This window comes from Streptomyces sp. NPDC048142 (assembly GCF_043202835.1).
In the GTDB taxonomy this organism is placed as follows: domain Bacteria; phylum Actinomycetota; class Actinomycetes; order Streptomycetales; family Streptomycetaceae; genus Streptomyces.
This window is the reverse complement of the sequence record NZ_JBIDBC010000022.1, coordinates 31984-50344: the sequence shown is the minus strand read 5'-3', so window position 1 is coordinate 50344 and position 18361 is coordinate 31984. Positions and strand designations below refer to the sequence as shown.

Genomic DNA, 18361 nt, shown 5'->3' with positions numbered 1-18361 from the left:
AGTCCCGGTTTTCCACCACCTGTAACCGCGCCGGGTGGCGGACGCGGTGCTGCGTACGTTGGGCGGCGAGGTGTTCCGTACGACGGTGGCGGACGGTGAGAGCGACGCCTCCCGAGGCCCGTCACGCGGCGTGTGCCCACCCCGCAGGCAGCACCGAGATCATCCGGGCCACCGTGCGGGCCATCGCGTCCCGGCCGTCCGCCAGATACCGGCGCGGGTCCACCGCCCGCTCGTCCTCGGCCAGCCGCTCCCGTATCGCTCCGGTCATCGCGATGTTGAGCGCGGTCCCGATGTTGACCTTGCGGATCCCGCCCGCCACGGCACGGGCCAGCTCCTCGTCGGACGCGCCGGAGGAACCGTGCAGCACCAGCGGAACCGGCACGGCCTCGCACAGCCTGCCCAGCAGCGCGTGATCGATGACGGCGTCCCGCGAGGTCATGGCGTGCGACGTGCCGACCGCCACGGCCAAGGAGTCGACCCCGGTGGCCGCGACGAACGACCGCGCCTCCTCCGGATCCGTACGGGCCCCGGGCGCATGGGCGTTGAGCGGCGGCTCCCCGTTCTTCCCGCCGACCTGCCCGAGCTCCGCCTCCAGCCACAGGCCCCGCTCGTGCGCCCATACGACGGCGGCGCGGGTGGCCGCCAGGTTCTCCGCGTACGGCAGCCGGGCGGCGTCGAACATCGCCGAACTGAAACCGCAGTCCGCCGCCCGGTGCAGCAGCTCGGCCGACTGCACATGGTCGAGATGCAGGGAGACGGGGACACCGGCCTGGTCCGCCACCTCCGCCGCGGCGCGCGCGAGAGGACGCGGCCGGCCCCGGTGATAGGCGACGGCGTTCTCGCTGATCTGCAGGATCACCGGTGACCCCGCGGCCTCCGCGCCCTCGGCGACGGCCTCCGCGTGTTCGAGGGTGATGACGTTGAACGCGGCGACCGCACATTGCTGCGCGGTGGCCTCGGCGATCAGATCGCCGGTGGCGGCGATGGGCATGGCGAACTCCGGGATGAGGGACCGTCGAGTGGGAGAAGGGGGCCGGCCGTCAGGCCGTGCTGCTGAGGATCACCGAGCGGGTGAGGTGGCGGGGCCGGTCCGGGTCGAGACCGCGGGCGTTCGCGATGGCGAGCGCCAGACGTTGCACCCGTACCAGTTCCGCGAGCGGGTCGAGGCCGCCGGCCACCCACCGGGCGCCGGTCGCGTGCACCTCGTCCATCAGCCCGGACGGGGCCTCGCCGAGCATCCAGGTCGCCGTGGAGCGGGTGGAGATGCTGATCGGGCCGTGCCGGTACTCCATCGCCGGGTACGCCTCGGTCCAGGCGAGCGCGGCCTCGCGCATCTTCAGCGCCGCCTCGTTGGCGAGGCCCACGCTCCAGCCCCGCCCGAGGAAGGTGAACTGGCTGCACTCCACCAGTCCGACGGGCAGCGGCTCGGCGAGCGCCACCTGGGCGTCCTCGACGACCGCGTCCGTGTGCAGGCCCAGGTGGGCACGGAGCAGGGTCAGCGCCGAGGTCGCGAAGCGGGTCTGCACAACGGACTTCTCATCGGCGAAGTCGAGCACGATCGGGTCGTCGGCCATCGCCGCCATGGGGGTGTCGGGGTCGCCGATGACCACCGTGCGGCGGCTCGTGTCACCGATCCGCCCGAGGAGTTCGAGCACCTCCGTCGTGGTGCCGGAGCGGCTCAGCGCCACGATCCGGTCGTAGCGGCGGCCGACCGGGAACTCCGACGCGGCGAAGGCGTCGGTCTCGCCCTGACCGCTGCCCTCCCGCAGAGCCGCGTAGGCCTGGGCCATGAAGTACGACGTTCCGCAGCCGACCACGGCGATGCGTTCACCGGCGGCCGGAAGCCGGTGGGCGAGCCCGTCCGCCATACCGGCGGCCACCTGCCAGCAGTCGGGCTGGCTGGCCAGCTCCTGAGCCACGTACGTCATCTGGTTGCTCCCTGTCCCGCGAGTGATGCTCGAAGCTGCATATTAGGTCAGCCTTTCAAGCAATAACAAGCAGATGGGTGCGTGCTCCGTGCATCGGGGCGGGCCCGACCTCCTCCCGCCGCCGGACCGGGGAGGCAGGCCCGGTCCGCGCGGTCCCCTGCTTCGCGGTAGCGCATTTCCGTCCGTGGCAATGGGTAGGGTGGCTGCGCTTCGCGATTTCTGCGGAATGTTCGAGGTAGGGGGCTGATTCATGGGTTCGTTGGCAGGAAAGGTCGCCCTGGTCACGGGTGCCAGTCGCGGCATCGGCCGGGCGATTGCCCGGCGGCTTGCGTGTGACGGTGCTTTGGTCGCCGTTCATTACGGTGTGCGGGGGGAGGCGGCGCGGCAGGTGGTCGAGGAGATCCGGAAAGCGGGCGGACAGGCTTTCGCGGTGGGCTCCCTGCTGGGAGTGCGGGGCGACTCCGAAGCGCTGTACGAGGCGTTCGGCGCGGGAATGGCGGACCGGGGCGAGGAGCCGGTGCTGGACATTCTGGTCAACAACGCCGGTGAGAGCGGATCCGGGCGAATAGGTGACGCCTCACCGGAGGTCTTCGACCGGCTGTTCGCGGTGAACGTGAAAGCACCGCTGTTCCTTATCCAGCAGGGTTTGACCCTGATGCGGGATGAAGGGCGGATCGTCAACATCTCGTCGGCCGCCGCTCACCGGTCATTTCCGGAGTCGGTGACCTACGCCATGACCAAGGGAGCGGTGGAGACGCTGACGCTTGCTGTGGCAAAGGAAGTGGCAGGGCGAGGCATTACGGCGAACACCGTGGTGCCCGGTTTCGTGGAGACCGACATGAACGCCCGGCGACGCGAGACGCCCGAGGCCGCGGCGGCCCTGGCGGCGCACTCGGTGTTCGGCCGCATGGGCCAGCCGGCCGACATCGCCGACGTCGTGGCCTTCCTCGCCTCGAAGGACGCCCGCTGGGTCACCGGCCAGAGCATCGACGCCACGGGCGGCATCGGGCTCTGAGCGGCGGAGGGCACGGTGCCGGGGCGACCCGATCGGCCTCCCGGCACCGCACACATCCCTACGTCCCTCCCTCGCATCCACATGTCCCTCGCATCCCCCGAAGCTCTCGTGTCCCTCACGCCACGGGCGGCGCCCACGCGTCCAGTGCCGCGAGCCGGGCCGGGAGGGTCGACCCTGTCTCACTGACGAACAGCGGGGCCGGGTCCGCCGTTCCGCCCTGTGTGAGGAGAGGAACGGTCATGAGTTCCAGGGGTGTTGCCTGAGCATGTCCGGGTCGATGGTGCGGGTGAGAAGGTGAAGCGGCGCGGCACGGGTGCCGGTCGCCTCCGCGGCCTCCCAGTAGGCCAGGCCGGTGGCCGCGTCGACCGGACCGTGGACGAGCGGCACATCGGCCCCCGAGGCATGGAGCAAGGACTCCAGCCGGCAGGACGCGATGGTGTCCGGCACCAGCGGCTGGGCGAGATATCCGGCCACCGCGGCGGCCGGCAGGTCTTCGGCCACCTGCCGTTCCGTGGGGCCGACGCTCAGCAGCCCACCGCCGACGACCAGGACGTCCTTCGCCCGTTCCATCCGGCCGATGGCGCGAGACGTGTCGAAGCAGTGCGGGAACGAGTCGTCGACCACGGTCGTACCCGGTGCGAGACGGTCGACGTCCAGGAGCGTGCCGCCCCCGCTGACCGCCGCGACGATCAGGCGGGCCCCGTACACGGCGTCGGGCAGCCCCTTGTGCGACTCGACCACCTCCACGACCTCGGCGAGCCGGCGCTCCAGGAGGCTTTCGGCCAGTTCCTTCAGGCGCGGTCCGCTGCCCGGTACGTCACAGAGCAGCAGCCGGGCGGGCGGCCGCTGGGCCCGGGTGAGCAGCAACTCCAGCGAGGAGGAGCCGATCGAGCCGAGCCCCACGAACGCGACGGTGAGAGAGCCGAGTTCCTGCCCGGTCGCGTCGAGAGCGGCGTGCACGGTTCTGACGACGGACACGACGGTCGCCGCATGACCGGTAGTAACGGCGGGGACAGGAGAGGCGGCAGGAGTGGCAGGGACGGCGGGGACAGCAAGGGTGGCGGGGACGGCTGCGGTCGTGCCGACCGCCCGCAGGACATCGAAGCCGTAACCGGTGAGCGACGGGATCATTCCGGCCAGGGACACAGCACGCGCACCGAGGGACGAGGCGAGCTCCACCCCTCGCGTGGTGTGTCCGAGCAGGCCGTCGCCGGGGGCGAGTTCGTCCGCGAACAGCGGGACGCACACGAAGCCCGAACGGCCCAGCGGTGTACGCAGTGTCTCCAGGAGCCGTGGCCGCCCGTCGGGGAACAGCAGGGCCCGCAACTCCTCGCGCGGCAGCGCCGTCTCCGGCAGGCCCGCCAGCCGGGCGAGGTCGGCCGGGGACGGCAGATAGCCGACGAGCGCGGCGTCCATCCGCTGGTCCCGGCCGGGGCCGGCCGGGCGGTCGAGGCGGCCGGGACCGGGCACGGCCGAGGCCGCCGCCCGCGCGAGCCCGTCGCGTACCGAGTCCGCGAACGCGGCCAGCGCCTGCGGAGTGAACGCCCTCGCCGCCGCCCGGACGGTGATCCGCAGCCGCCCGCCGTCCGGACCGGCCGCCAGGAACACGTCCGTACCGGCCGGAGGCGGTGTGTACGCGCTGTCGCCGTCCTCCCGGGTGACCGTCAGCGTCCCACCGCTCTCCGGGCCCAGAGCGGAGAAGTCCAGATAGGTGAAGAAGAACTGCGAGGTCAGGGGCAGCCCGTTGGGCAGCAGCGGTACGACCCCCTCGTACGTCTGCGCTGCGGCGGCCTCGGCCGCGACACGCCGCACATCGTCCTCGAAACCCGCGTCGTCGGGCCGCCCGGACGCCGGGCCGGCCGGCCGGAGGGGAACAGCCGTGGCGAAGGGACCGAACACCCGGTGTGCGTCGGGCAGGGCAGGGTCCCGGCCGTTCACCGCGAGACCGAGCAGGAGGTCCGCCCGGCCGGTGGTCGCTACGAGCGCCCGGTAGTAGGCGGTGAGCACAGGGGCGTAGAGGGTGGAGCCGTTGCGCGCGGCGAGGCTGCGCAGCGCCGTCACCTGGCCGGCGTCGACCGTGAACCCGTGGGTGTGGAAGAGCGGGCGCGTGCTCGTGCCCGGAGGCGTACCGGTGGTCGTGCCGGCGGAGAGTACGGGCGGCCGGTAGGGCGCGCCGATCCGTGCCCGCCGGTCCTCGCCGGTCGGCCCGACGGAGCCCGCACCAGGGGGCGTCGTGGCGGGGGCACCCGTGCGCTCCATGCGCTTCGCGCGTTCCGCTAGCTGGACGGCGTGGTCGCGGAAGGTGCTGCGCAGGGGGGCCGGCGCCGGTTCTTCGCCGCGGGACAAGGCGTCGTACACGGTCGTCAGCTCCCGTACCAGGAGGGCTGCGCTGTATCCGTCGCCGATGATGTGGTGGGCGTGCGCCACCAGGACGTGTTCGTCCGGTGCGACGGTGAGCACCCGCAGGCGCAGCAGGGGCCACGCCCAGGGTTCGAAGCGGCGCGCCCGTTCCGCGGCGACCCGTTCTTCCACCTGCTCCGGGTCGGTGAGGGTCTCGAAGTCGACCGGCAGGCGCAGCGAGGGCGGAAGCTCCTGCTGGACGGCCGGGCGCGTCCCGGCGGGGAAGACGGTACGCAGCATCGGATGCCGCCCGACGAGGAAGTCCACCGCGCTCTGGAAGCGGGCGGGGTCGAGGGGGCCGTGCAGCCGCAGCCGCGTGAGCCCGGACGATGTCATACCCGGTGCCATGACTTCGGCCAGCAGGAAGCCCCGCTGGGTGGGTGTGAGCGGGAAGGGCGTGGGAGTCGCGGTCGGATCGAGGGTTTGGGGGCGGGTGGCGGCATCATCGCGTTCCCGTGCCGGCACGTGCGCCGCGGCGTCGATGCCCGCGTCCACCGCGCCTGCGAGAGCCGCGAGCGTACGGTGCCGGTAGATCACGGTCGGCCGGGGGAGCGGACCGCCCTGCTTCTCCAACCGGGCGAACACTTCCAGCACGAGGAGGGAGTCGCCGCCGAGGGCGAAGAAGTCGTCCTCACGGCACACGTCCTCGGCCCGGAGCAGGGCGGACCAGATGGCGGCCAGCAGGACCTCGGTCGGAGTGCGGGGCGGAGTGCGTGGCGGTGTGCCGATGTCGCCCGTACGCGCGCCGAGGCCGGCGTCCGGGTCCGCCCCGGGCGGGACGGTCGCTTCCTCAAGGGCCGGCAGCCCCCGGCGGTCGATCTTGCCCGTGCTCGTCAGCGGCATCCTGCCGACACGGGTGATCCGGGACGGGAGCATGTACGGAGGCAGCGACTCCGCCAGATGGAGCCGCAGCGCCACGGCATCCGCTCCGGCCGAACCGGGCCCGGGGGTCACGAAGGCGCTGAGGCGTCCGTCCTGGGCGAGGACGACGGCGTGGGTGACGTCAGGGTGGGTCTGGAGCACCGCCTCGATCTCGCCCGGCTCGACCCGGTTGCCACGGATCTTCACCTGGTCGTCCAGCCGCCCGAGGAACTCCAGGGTGCCGTCCTCGGAACACCGCACCCGGTCGCCGCTGCGGTACCAGCGCCGCCCGCGCCGGACCGTGAACGCGGCTTCGGTCAGGGCGGGTTCGCCGAGATACCCCGGGGTCAGGCCGATTCCGGAGATGAGGAGCTCGCCGGCCTCGCCGGGCCGCCGGGGCTCCCCGCCGGGTCCGACGACCTCCACCTCCGTGCCCGAGACCGGGCGGCCGATGGGAAGCCGCCGCACCTGGTCGCCGGGCCGGGCGCGGATGATGTGGCAGCTCGTGTTGATGGTCGCCTCGGTCGGACCGTACAGGTTGGCGATGCGCTGGCCGTCGCCGAAGAGGTCGAACCAGCGGCGTACATGAGCGGGCGCCAGGGCCTCGCCGCCGAGATGGATCCACCGGAGTGCGGCCAGGTCCGGTCGCGGTGCGCCGTTCCGGACCCGTTCCTCGGAAGCGCAGAGGAGCTGCTCCCAGAGCGTGGGGACGGAGCTCCAGACAGTGATCCGGCTGCGCTCGACGTGCGTCAGCAGCCGGTCGGGATCGCGCAGCAGGTCCCAGGCCACCGTGACCACGGTGGCGCCGACGAGCAGCGGGGCGAGAAGCTGGCGGACGGAGGCGTCGAAGCAGGGCGAAGCGGTCTGCGCGAGCCGGTCGTGTTCGTCGTATCCGAACGTGCTGATCGCCCAGTCGAGGTAGTTCTCCATCGACCGGTGGGTGATGGGTACGGCCTTGGGCCGGCCGGTGGATCCGGAGGTGAAGATCACATAGGCGATCTCGTCCGCGTCGACCGGGCCGTCGGGTGCGGGGAGCCCGTCCGGGCACCGGACGGAACCGTCGGCCCGGTCCACGCTCACGGCGGACTCCTGCCGCGCGTCCCACGAGAGCGGCGCGGAAGCGTCGACGGACATCAGGGTGACGTCGCCGAGCGTTTCCCCCACCGCCCGGGTGGCGGCGTGACACAGCACCGTACGGGTGCCCGAGCGCGTGAGCTGGTCCACCAGCCGTGCGGTCGGGTGGCCGGCGTCCAGCGGAACCCAGCCGGCCCCGGCGCGCAGGGCCGCGACGACCGAGACGACGGTGTCGGCGCCCGGTTCGGTGAGCAGCCCGACGAGGCTTCCCGGGGTGACGCCGCGGGCCAGGAGCGAGGCCGCGAGTGCGTGGGAGGCACGGTCGAGTTCGGCGTACGTCAAAGTGGCGTCGCCGGTGTCGACGGCGACCGCGTCCGGGGTGGCCCGGAACCGGTCGACCAGCCGACGCACGACGGTGGCGGATCCGGTGTCCCGCAGCGGCGTGGCTTCGGCGGATTCGGTGGCTTCGGTGGATTCCGTGACGGCCGGTGCGGTGGAACCGGGCTCGCTCTGTCCGACACCGACACCGACACCCACACCGGTCAGCGGCCGATCCGGGACGTCGGGCCGAGGCCGGACGAGAGCGGCCAGTTCGTCGTGGAAGTCGCGGTCCAGGCGGGCCACCGTCGCCGGGGCGAAGAGCCGGACGGGGAAGTTCCACGAGAAGCGCAGGACCGTCTCGTCCTGCCAGCACAGCAGGCTCAGGTGCGTCGCGGCGGTGGCGGTGCCGGCAGCGGTCGGCCGCACGCTCACCGGACAACGCTCGTCGAGGGCGGCGGGGAAGCGCGAGAAGCTGAAGCCGGCCGGGCTCACCGTCCGGGGGCCGGTCCCGGTCGTGTCGGCCGGCAGCAGCCGTGCCAGGTCCAGGCCGGTGAGGCTCGCGTGCTGCTCGCTCTCCAGCCAGATTCCCGCCAGCCGTTCGGCCAGGGCCCCGACCGGCTCGTCCGGGTCCGTTTCGCACAGCAGGGGGAGGGTGTCGGCGAGCGGCCCCACGAGCCGGTCCAGACCCGGCAGGCGGTTCTCCCGCCGGGCGCGGGCGATGTTGACGGAGAGCTCGCGCTGTCCGCTCCACCGAGCCAGACAGCGCACGTGCACGGCGAGCAGCAGATGGAACAGGCTCACCCCGTGAGCTGCGGCCCGCTTCTCCAACGCGGCGGTCAGGACGGCGTCGAGGGCACTCTGGTGCGTGGCCAGAGGAGCAGATGGAAGGGCGGTCGGATCACCGTCGTACGGCAGGCGCAGGGGCTCGCCCCGGGAGGCCAGCCGCTCCGACCAGTACCGCCGGTCGACGGCGAGGGTCCTCGCGCCGTCCGTGGAGGACCGGTCAGCGGCGGCAGCGGTCGCGTACCGCGCGAAGTCGGTGCCGAGCGCGGGCAACGTCGGCCCGTGCCCGTGCCCGTGCCCGCGCCGGTGTTCGTATCCGTATCCGTATCCGTATCCGTGTCCATGTTCGTGCCCGTGGGCGAGGGCGGTGTAGAGCGACCAGAGTTCCCCGGCGAGGACGTTGAGGCTGTATCCGTCACCGGCCGCATGGTGGATCACCAGCACCAGATGCGACAGCTCCGGGCTCTCCCGGGCGAGGACCGCACGCACGGGAGGCTCGGCGGAGAGGTCGAACGGCCGGTTGCACAGGGCGGTTTCGAGCTCCTCGACAGGCCCGGGGAGCTCGCGGACCTCGTACCAGGCGGAGAGCGCGGCGGGCGGTGCGACGTACTGCCGCGGTGTCGCCGAGCCGATCCCGTCCGGGGTGCTCCCGATGCTCTCGACGCGGATCCGCAGCATGGTGTGCCGGTCGGCGAGCGCGGAGAGCGCCCGGCCCAGGAGCCGGGTGTCCAGGGGACCCCGGACGGTCTGGCGGACGTAACCGTGAGGCGGTACGTCCGGGTAGAGCCGGCTGCTGGTGTACAGGGCGAGTTGGACGGGGGTGAGCGGGAAGGACACCCCGTCCGGCGCAGCAGCCGGGGCGGCAGTCGGCGCAGGAGCCGGGGCGGGGGAGAGGGCCTGGGAGGGTGTGGACGTCGGAGAGGGGGAGGGCGTTGTGTCGAGGTGCGCGGCCAGCTCGCCGACGGTCCGGTATTCGAAGAAGAGCGTGGCGGGCAGGGGTCTGCCCAGCTCCCGTTCGAGCTGCTTGACGAGGTCGACGGCGGCGAGCGAGTCGAGGCCGAGGGTAAGGAACGGCTCGTCTTCGGGAATCCCGGCGGGAGGCAGCCGTAGTGCCGAGGCCAGCAGCCGGCGAAGCAACGCGGCGGTACCGGTACGGGGTTGGGTCCCCGCCCGCGTACTCCCGTTCACGCTCACGTCGGTGCTGGTGCTGGTGCTGGTGCTGGTGCTGGTGCTGGTGCCGGTGCTGGTGCCGGAGTCGGTGCCGGGTGCCCGGCTGGGGGGCACCGGGTCCGTTCCAGGTTCCGTTCCGGTGGCTGCCGTCGTCGCGGTCGGGGGCGCAACGACCACAGGTCGCGGGGACGGCGTCAGGTCGGCGAGCAGCAGCTGCGCCGCGTCGACACCGCATGCCGTACGGAGCGCCGCCAGCGCGGGAGCGGGGGCAACGGGCCGGTCCCCGGCGCTCCGTACGGTGGCGGAGTCTGCATCCGCCCCGGTTCTGAGGGCCGCCGTCATGCCCGTCCCGGCGACCGCGGCGAGGTTCACCGACTGCCAGGGCCTGCCCGCGTGTCGCTCCGACGCGGCGAACGCGTCGAGGAAGGCGTTGGCACCGGCGTAGTCGCCCAGCGCGCCCGCCAGGCCGGGCAGCAGGGCACTGACGGAGGAGAACACGACACGGACCGCCGGGTCGAGCCCGTGCCGGCGCAGGGCCAGCGAGAGCAGCAGACTGCCCCGGGTCTTGGCGGCCAGGACATCCGCCGTCTCCTCCGCGCGCCTGTTCCGCAGGGTGCCGGGCCGCACCACCCCCGCGGCGTGGAAGAGGGCGTCGAGGCGAGGCAGTCCGGCGAGGAGCGCGTCGACGTCCAGCTCCACGGAGACGTCGGCCACGCGGTAGTGGACGGTGGCGCCCAGCGAGCGGAGTTCCTCGACCAGCCCTTCGGGCGGTCGCGGGGAGCGTCCGGCGAGCACGAGGGTCGGGCGGCCCCGGCCGGCGAGGTCCCGGGCGAGGGCCGCACCGATTCCGCCGCCGCCCCCGGTGATGAGGAAGGTGCCGTCGGGCGGCAGCGGTGGCCGCGTCGCCTCGCCCGGTGCTGTGGCGCCGCTCGTCAGCGGTGCGAAACGGCGGGCGAGCCTGCGCCCCGCGCGCCAGGCGACGGTGGTGGCCCTGCCCGGAGCGCCGCCCGACTCCAGCTCGGCGAGCACGGCCGCCAGGCGCTGGGACGGGGTGTCCAGCGAACAGAGGTCGACGGCGGTCGCCGAAGCGCCCGGAGTCTCCTGCGGCAGGGCCAGCAGGAGTCCGCCCAGCACGGCGTGGGCCGGTCGGGGCCTTTCCGGTGCGGTCCCCGTGGTGTGCACGTCCTCGGTCAGCACCAGCAGCCGGTCCGCGCGTGACGCGTCGAACCGTGCGAGGGCCTCGTCAAAGGCGGCCAGCGCGGTGGCCTGGGCCCGGCCGAGCGCGTCGCCGGTGTCCTGACCGGGAGCGGGCCCGGCCACCAGAACCACGGCGTCCGGCGGTACGTCGCCCGGTTCGTACATCCGGATGCCCTCGGCGGAGAGCTGCGAGGCGAACCGGTCGACGAACGCGGAGTCGGGTCCTGTCAGCAGCACCGAACGCACGGCGTCCGCTGCCTTTCCGGGCAGGGCGGCGTCCGCCCACAGGACCCGGTGCAGCAGAGGGCTCGCGGGCGGATCGGCCCAGTAACGGCTGCGCTGGAAGGGGTAGGTGGGCAGGGGAATCCGGTGGTGCTCCGCGTCGAGAGCGGTCCGGTCGAGCGGCACGCCGTGCGCCCACAGGCGACCGACGGTCTCCAGGAGCGCCCCGCGTCCGCCGTGCCCGCCGCGTCCGCCGTGCTCGTCACCGGGCAGCCGTTCCGCGTCCGTGCGGTCGTCGTAACGTCCCGGAAGGGCGCACACCACCGTCGTTCCGCCACCGGACGTACCGGGTACGCCGGACGCACCGGCCGTGTCAGCCGCGCCGGATACATCGGATACACCAGTCGCACCGGGCGTGCCGGAGTCCAGGAACGCTTCACGCGCGGGCGGGACGGTCCGGTCCGGGCGCGCGGACGCACGGGTTCCGCCGACGTGTGCCACCGGCTCGCCGGCCGCGTACGCTCCCGTCGCCGCGCGGACCGCACCCGAGAGGGTCGCGCCGTGGCCGACCTCCACGAAGGTGTCGTACCCCTCCCGGGCCAGGCGTTCCACGGCCGCCCCGAACAGCACCGGGCGCTCGGCGTGCTCGCGCAGGTATTCCGGGTCGAGGACCGGCTGCCACTCGGCGGTGACGGTGCTCATGAGGGCGACGGAGGGGGCCTGCGGAGTCAGCGCACGGGCCGCGTCGGCGAGCGGGTCACCGACCGGCCGCATCAGCGGTGAGTGGAAGGCTCGGGAGACCCGGAGACGACGGTTGGGGACTCCCAGGGCGTCGAGGCCGAGGGCAGCACGCTCCACGGCGGAGACGCTTCCGGAGAGGACCTGGAGCCCGGGACCGTTGTACGCGGCCACAGCGAGCGCCTCGTCGGACGCCGCCACCGCCGCGGCGACCGCGTCCTCACCTCCGCGGACGGCGAGCATGGCGCCCGGCTCGGTGAACGTGCCCATGAGACGGCCGCGCTCGGCTGCGAACCGTACTGCCTCCCGAAGGGTCAGCATCCCACTGGCACAGGCGGCGGTGATCTCCCCGACGCTGTGCCCGGCGACCGCGTCGGGCTCCACGCCCCAGGTACGCAGTTGGCGGGCGAGCGCCACCCCGGAGGCGACGAGGAGCGGCTGCGCCACCTCCGTCACGGCCTGCGCGGCGGGGTCCACCTCCGGATCCAGCCCCCAGTCCAGCAGGGACCGGCCGCACACCGGGCCCAGGAGCGCGGACGCCTCGTCGAACGTGTCCCGGAACACCGGCGCCGTCCGGTACAGCGCCCGATCCTGGCCGGGGAACTGTGCTCCCTGCCCGGGAAACAGGAAGACCACGCGCGGCCGGGAACCGACGACGCTCCCGACGTGCCCGCCCGCTCCGCCCGTCCCGGCGGCGATGGCGGCGAGCCGTTCGCGCAGATCACCGTCCGCGATGACGGCGAGGCGGTGGGGCCCCTCGTCCCGGGACGTGCTCGCGGTCCGGCAGATGTCGCCCTCGCGCAGGTGCGGACGGCTCGCCACGTGCGCGGCGAGCTGCGCCACCGCGTCCCGGAGCCCGCCCGCACTGCGCGCCGAGAGAGTCAGCAAGTGAGGCCCCTCGGCGGTGTCCTCGCGCGAGACTTCGCGTACGACTTCACGCGCCGCACCCGGCGACAGCGAGGTCGTAGCTACCGGGACCACCGGGACCACCGGGACCACCGGGACCACCGGGACCACCGGGCACGACAGGGACGGCGGAGACGGCAGGTACGGCAGGGACGGAGCCTGCTCAAGAACAGCATGGGCATTCGTACCGCCGAAGCCGAACGCGTTGATCCCCGCGACGAGAGGCCCGGCGGACGTCCAGTCCCGGGCCTCGGTCACCACGGAGAAGCCGGCCGGGGCGAGGCCCGGTGAGGGCGGGCTGTGGTGCAGCGACGGCGGCAGCCTGCGATGGCCCAGGGCCAGCACGACCTTCACCAGCGCGGGCAGCGCGGCGGCGTTCAGCAGATGCCCGATGTTGGTCTTCACCGAACCGAGCGACCGCGGCTCGCCGTCGGGCCGTACGGGAAACGCGTGGGCGAGTGATCGCAGCTCGATCGGGTCCCCCACGGCCGTGCCGGTTCCGTGGGCCTCCACATAGCTCACCGACGCGGGATCGACGCCCGCCGTCTCGTACGCCCGGGTGATGGCCTCGCGCTGCCGCAACGGGTTGGGCGCCAAGAGGCTCATCGACCGGCCGTCGTTGTTGACAGCCGTGCCCCGGACCACCGCGAGCACCGGATCGTCCGCGAGCAGGGCCGCTTCGAGGCGCGTCAGGACGACGGCCGCGCCTCCCTCGCCGGGCACGAAGCCGTCGGCGCCGGCGCTGAAGGCGCGGCTGCGCCCGGTGGGGGACAGAGCCCCCGCTTCTTCCAGCAGCCGGTGCGGGGCAGAGGTGAGGTGGAGATTGACCCCGCCGACGACGGCGAGGTCGCACTCGCCGTCCAGGAGGCTGCGCCGGGCCAGATGCAGGGCCACCAGGCCCGACGAGCAGGCGGTGTCCACAGCGAGCGCGGGACCGTCGAGGTCGAGGCTCTGGGAGACGCGGGCGGCGATGAGGGCGGGCAGATTCCCGGTGAGCGCGGTGGGCGGCGGAGAGCCGTCGGCCGAGGCCCGGTCCAGAACCTCCCGGTAGCCGCTGTCCCCGACCGCCGCGAACACGCCGATCCTGCGGCCGCGCCGACGGGGCCCCGCGTATCCGGCACGTTCGAGGGCCTCGTGCGCGAGTTCGAGGAAGAGCCGTGCCTGCGGGTCGAGCGCACGCGCCTCGTCCTCGCCGATGCCGAAGTAGCCGGCGTCGAAAGCGGCCGGGTCCTCCAGCAGCGCCGCCCAACGCCTGCGGGGAGCTTCCGGCTCAGCCCCCGGACGGTCGTGGCCGTCGCCCCAGCGCCCGTGCGGTACGGGGGCGACGGCGTCGTACCCGTCGATGAGCAGGTCCCAGAAAGCCTCGGGGGTGTCGGCACCGGGGAACCGGCACGCCATCCCGATGACGGCTGCGGACGTGGTGGCCGCGGTGGTTGTGCGTGGGGATGTGGTGGCCGGGGGTGCGGTGGCCGGGGTGGGGCCGCCGGTCGTGTCCGCCCCGGCCGTTGCTCCGGTACGCGGCGCGGCGTTTCCCACGCTTTCCCCTGCTCCGGGGGCGGACGACGACGGACCGGGGTCAACCGTCAGAAGGTGACCGGCGAGGGCGGTCACCGTGCCGTGGTCGCGGATGACGGCCGGCGGCAGCGTCACACCGAAGGCGTCCTCCAGCGCCACCAGCACCTCCATGGCCTTGAGCGACGTCCCCCCGAGGCTCCCGAACGACTCGTGCGCCCCGATCGACGCGGCGGGCCGGCCCAGTACCCGCGCCCACACCTCCCGTACGATCTCGACGGCCTCGGCCCACGCCAGGGGCGCTTCCGTACGGGGATTCGCCCACGCCCGGGGCGCCTCCGCGCCGCAGGGAGCCGCATACGGGGGAGCGCCTCCGCCGTCCACCCCCCGCTCGACCGCCCCGAACTCACCCGTCTCGAAGCGCTCCCGCAACCGTCGGCGTTGCAGCTTGCCACTTGTCGTACGGGGGAACGCACCCGGCCGCAGGGCCAGCACCCGCACATCGTCGTGGAGCAGGGCCTCGCGCACCCGGGCCGCGACGCGTTCGAGCACCTCCGCCGCATCGAGCGGGGGCCGCGCCCAGGGGACGAACACCACGACGCGCTCCGCACCGCTGGCCGGGTCGGTCGAACCGATCACCGCCGGGGCGCCGGGAGGCAGCCCGGGTGTCGCCGCCGCTACCGTCTCCATGTCCGTGGCGTGGAAGGTACGGCCGTTGAGGAACAGCACGTCCTTGTGCCGGCCCGTGACGCACAGCCGCCCGTCGCGCAGGAACCCGAGATCACCGGTGCGGAGCCACCCCTCGGCGAACACCTCGGCGCTCACGTCGGGAAGGCGGTGGTAGCCACGGGCCAGGTGGGGCCCGCTCACCATGATGTGACCGACCCGCCGGTCCCCGAGGACGGTGCCCGCGTCATCGACGATACGCACGGCGCAGCCCGCCACCGGCCGCCCCACGTCCATCAACTCGACGGCTCCTTCGCCCGGTTCGGCGTCCTCCGCCACTCCGCCGCTCAACGACGCCCGGTCCAGGACCAGGGGCACGGCCACCTCTCCCAATGGCGGGAAGGTCACCGCCAGCGTCGCCTCCGCCAGGCCGTAGACCGGCTGGGCCGCCGCCGGATCCAGCCCCGCCGGCCGCGTCTTGAGGGAGAAGGCACGCCACACCGCGGGCGCGATCGGCTCCGCCCCGACCAGGATCAGCCGTACGGTGGAGAGGTCCAGCCGGGCCAGGACCTCGTCGGGAACACGGCGTACGGCCAGCGCCAGGGCGAAGTTGGCCGCGGACAGCACCGTGGCCCGGTGCCGGGCCGCCACCTCGAACCACACGCGGGGCCGCTTGGCGAACGTCAGCGGACCGATCTTGACCTGTCGGGCCCGAGCGGCCAGAGGAGCGAGATGGGTGCCGATGAGCCCCATGTCGTGGAAGTACGGCATCCAGCTGACCACCACGTCGTCGGCGCCCAGCGCCGAGGCAGCCCGTATCTGCTCCAGATTGGCCAGCACCGCACCATGGGTCACCTCGACCCCCTTGGGCGCACCGGTGCTGCCCGAGGAGAACTGCACGAACGCGACGTCGTCATGTCCTGCGGGAGGGGCCGGTTCCCGTAGGGCCGGCCCCTCCCGCAGGACATCGAGAGTCAGGGCGCGTACGCCGTCGGGTAGTTCACTGCTCACAGACGCGGTCGAGGCGTCCACGACGACGGGAGGGCGCCCCAGGTGCTCCCAGACCGGCAGCACCCGACGGGCGTCCGGCGCCAGCGGAACCGGAACGAGTCCGGCCGCCAGCGCACCCCAGAACATCGGCTGGAAGTCCTCGCTGCGGTCGGCCAGCAACGGCACACAGGTCCCCGGCGCCACCCCCGCCTCCTGGAATCCGCCGGCCACGCGCAAGGAGGCGTCCAGGAGTTCGCGCAGCGTAACGGTCAGCTCGCTGCCGTCGCCGCGCACATGAACGACGACCTGCCCGGGAGCCTCACGAACCGCGTCCAGCAGTACATCCAGCAGGGTCATGTCGTGCTCCACCGGTCAGTCGGTCCGTTCTCCGGAGAATGATCTTAAGAACGCGCGGGTCACAGGGGATCAACCGCCGGGAGGAGACCGACTGCACCCTGAGAGTGACCCTGCCGGAAGCTGTTCGGCCCCGGGCCTGCCCCGGGCAGCCGCCGGCGCGTGCGGCGTGACTGCGGGCACCGGGGTGAGCGCCGGGGTGAGCACCGACGCAGGCGCCGACGCGGGCACCGGCACCGCACCGAAGAAACCCGGCTGATCGTCCTGCGAGGCAAACAGCGCATCGATCGGGGGAAGTCGAGCGTCGCGGCCGGTCTCCGCGACGGATTCGGCCGCGGGCCGCCGTGCTCGGCCAGGACAACCCGCGCCGCACCGTGCTGCGCACACGACCGGCCGGGGGCGGTGAACATCGGCGTGACCGGCGTGACCGTCCTGCTACGCCCTGGACGCCGGCTACCAGGTGATGGTCGAAGGCATCCTCTACGCCGACCATTACGGTGACATGCTCGCCCGGCTGCGCGCCGACCACCGGTGCCCGACGCATGGGTGCTACCTCGACACCGGCCTTGTCCCGGCTGCCGCAGGTACACCGGTCACGTGCCGGAGCCCTGCGGGCCGAACAGCCCTGCCCGGCGTGGACCCGCCCGGCGCGGACCTGCCCGGCCGGTCATGGGCCGGTCCGGGCAGGTGACACATCTGTGCGTGCTCGCCTACGCGCCGGTCGGCGCGGCCTGCTGCACGACCTCGAAGGACCACACGGTGGACCCGCTGGCCGCGGGCTTGGGGCGTTCGCCGCTCCCGGCGTCGCCGCCCTGATGGGCTGCCTTCATCGGTCCCTCCATCCATGCCTGGAAGGAGGCCTCGTCACGCCAGCGCGTGTAGACGAGGTAGTCGTCCGTGCCCTCGACGGGCCGGAGCAGCTCGAACCACTCGAATCCGTCGGAGTTCTCCACGGCGTGGGCCCGGGAAGCGAAGCGCTTCTCCAGCGTCTCGCGTTGTTCCTGAGGGACGGTCAGCACGTTGATCTTGACTACGCTCATGGCACCATCCTGCCGTACGACGTCCGGACTCCGTCGCTCCAGGGGGGCGGATGCGGACGGGACCGGGCTCCCGGATGTGTCACCTCCGGTGCGCGGGGCTTCGCGGCCGACGGGTGGGGACCACTTCCGCAAGGGTGACATCTTCCTCAGGGCTGACATCGACGAGGTACGCACCTGGGCGGGGGTGCTCCCGGCCGAAGGGCCGGACCGGCTCCGACCTCCGGTGACGTCCCACCACCTCACCCGGGCCCGGCCGCCGCCTCGTCGACGGGAACGCCCAGCCGGCCGGCCACGGTGGTCAGGGCCGTACCCAGCGGAAGGGCGACGCGGGTGAGGGCATGTCGGTCGCCCCGGGTGGGGTCCCGGTTGACGATCAGCACCGGCACCCCGGCTTGGGCGGCCTGCCGGACGAACCGGAGCCCGGACATCACCGTCAGAGAGGAGCCCAGGACCAGCAGCGCGGTCGCCTCACGGACCAGTTCGCGGCAGTGCTCGACCCGCTGCGGAGGCACGGACTCGCCGAAGAACACCACATCCGGTTTGAGGACGCCCCCGCAGACGTTGCAGGGCACCACCCGGAAGTCCCCGACCTGCTCGTCCGTGAGATCGGCGTCCCCATCGGGGTTCATCGCGGCGGCCACCGGCGCGAAGCCCTCGTTGGCCTCCTCCAGCCGCCGGGCTAGTTCGCGGCGCGAGCCGACAGCGCCGCAGGAGAGGCAGACGACCCGGTCCAGGCGCCCGTGGAGGTCCACGACGCCTTCACTGCCGGCGGCCTGGTGCAGACCGTCGACGTTCTGGGTGATCACACCCGAGAGCAGACCGTGCCGCCCGAACGCGGCCACGGCCCCGTGCCCGGCGTTGGGCCGGGCACGGCCGAACGTGCGCCAGCCGAGATGGCTGCGCGCCCAGTACCGGCGACGGGCCCCGGCGTCGGCGGTGAAGTCCTGGTAGGTCATCGGGGTGTGCCGGCTCAGGCTCCCGCCCTCGCCCCGGTAGTCGGGGATGCCCGACTCCGTGGAGATGCCCGCCCCGCTCAGGACCAGTACACCGCCGCGGCCCAGAGCCTCGGCGACCGGCTCCAGGTCCGTGGTGCCCGGCGGCAGCTCCTCGGTGGAGGTCCAGCTCAGAGTGGGTCGCATACGCATGTCCCCAGGGTACGGAAGCAACCCCCGGCACCGATGACG

The 18361-nt window shown here is 73.3% G+C and carries 7 protein-coding genes and 1 pseudogene; 2 read left to right on the top strand and 6 right to left on the bottom strand.

Translation table 11 applies throughout. The features are described 5' to 3' along the window. Positions 1-121: 121 nt before the first annotated feature. Both ACGF2Y_RS24940 and ACGF2Y_RS24935 read right to left on the bottom strand, forming a co-directional pair. Positions 122-991, bottom strand: coding sequence for a ketose-bisphosphate aldolase (locus tag ACGF2Y_RS24940; RefSeq protein WP_392951452.1), 870 nt, complete (start codon positions 989-991; stop codon positions 122-124). Between the two features lie 49 nt (positions 992-1040). Then, the gene (locus ACGF2Y_RS24935) at positions 1041-1928 is read right to left on the bottom strand and encodes an SIS domain-containing protein (RefSeq protein WP_392951450.1); all 888 of its coding nucleotides are present in this window, start codon (positions 1926-1928) and stop codon (positions 1041-1043) included. Between the two features lie 250 nt (positions 1929-2178). Here ACGF2Y_RS24935 and ACGF2Y_RS24930 point away from each other — a divergent pair, with 250 nt between their 5' ends. Next, the gene (locus ACGF2Y_RS24930) at positions 2179-2943 is read left to right on the top strand and encodes an SDR family oxidoreductase (protein WP_392951447.1); all 765 of its coding nucleotides are present in this window, start codon (positions 2179-2181) and stop codon (positions 2941-2943) included. Between the two features lie 115 nt (positions 2944-3058). Here the strand turns inward: ACGF2Y_RS24930 and ACGF2Y_RS24925 are convergent, their stop codons facing one another. Further along, the gene (locus ACGF2Y_RS24925) at positions 3059-3184 is read right to left on the bottom strand and encodes a hypothetical protein (protein ID WP_392951444.1); all 126 of its coding nucleotides are present in this window, start codon (positions 3182-3184) and stop codon (positions 3059-3061) included. Next, positions 3181-16152 carry an amino acid adenylation domain-containing protein gene (locus tag ACGF2Y_RS24920; protein WP_392951441.1) on the bottom strand — a complete coding sequence of 4324 codons (12972 nt, stop codon included), beginning with the start codon at positions 16150-16152 and terminating at the stop codon, positions 3181-3183. Before ACGF2Y_RS24920 ends, ACGF2Y_RS24925 begins: the two co-directional genes overlap by 4 nt. Before the next feature lie 240 nt (positions 16153-16392). On the opposite strand from ACGF2Y_RS24920, the pseudogene ACGF2Y_RS24915 reads away from it, so the two are divergent. Then, positions 16393-16720: pseudogene (locus ACGF2Y_RS24915) on the top strand (kinase); the annotation flags it as partial. A gap of 127 nt (positions 16721-16847) precedes the next feature. On the opposite strand, the gene ACGF2Y_RS24910 reads toward ACGF2Y_RS24915, so the two are convergent. After that, positions 16848-17177, bottom strand: coding sequence for an antibiotic biosynthesis monooxygenase (locus ACGF2Y_RS24910; protein WP_096624240.1), 330 nt, complete (start codon positions 17175-17177; stop codon positions 16848-16850). Positions 17178-17416: 239 nt separating this feature from the next. Further along, complete coding sequence (locus ACGF2Y_RS24905; protein WP_392951437.1) at positions 17417-18322, bottom strand: NAD-dependent protein deacetylase; 906 nt, start codon at positions 18320-18322, stop codon at positions 17417-17419. Between the last annotated feature and the right edge of the window lie 39 nt (positions 18323-18361).

What these genes read in the sequence shown, in the direction of transcription:
- ACGF2Y_RS24940 (WP_392951452.1), bottom strand. Translation starts at nt 991, where the DNA reads ATGCCCATCGCCGCCACCGGCGATCTGATCGCCGAGGCCACCGCGCAG.
- ACGF2Y_RS24935 (WP_392951450.1), bottom strand. Translation starts at nt 1,928, where the DNA reads ATGACGTACGTGGCTCAGGAGCTGGCCAGCCAGCCCGACTGCTGGCAG.
- ACGF2Y_RS24930 (WP_392951447.1), top strand. Translation starts at nt 2,179, where the DNA reads ATGGGTTCGTTGGCAGGAAAGGTCGCCCTGGTCACGGGTGCCAGTCGC.
- ACGF2Y_RS24925 (WP_392951444.1), bottom strand. Translation starts at nt 3,184, where the DNA reads ATGACCGTTCCTCTCCTCACACAGGGCGGAACGGCGGACCCGGCCCCG.
- ACGF2Y_RS24910 (WP_096624240.1), bottom strand. Translation starts at nt 17,177, where the DNA reads ATGAGCGTAGTCAAGATCAACGTGCTGACCGTCCCTCAGGAACAACGC.
- ACGF2Y_RS24905 (WP_392951437.1), bottom strand. Translation starts at nt 18,322, where the DNA reads ATGCGTATGCGACCCACTCTGAGCTGGACCTCCACCGAGGAGCTGCCG.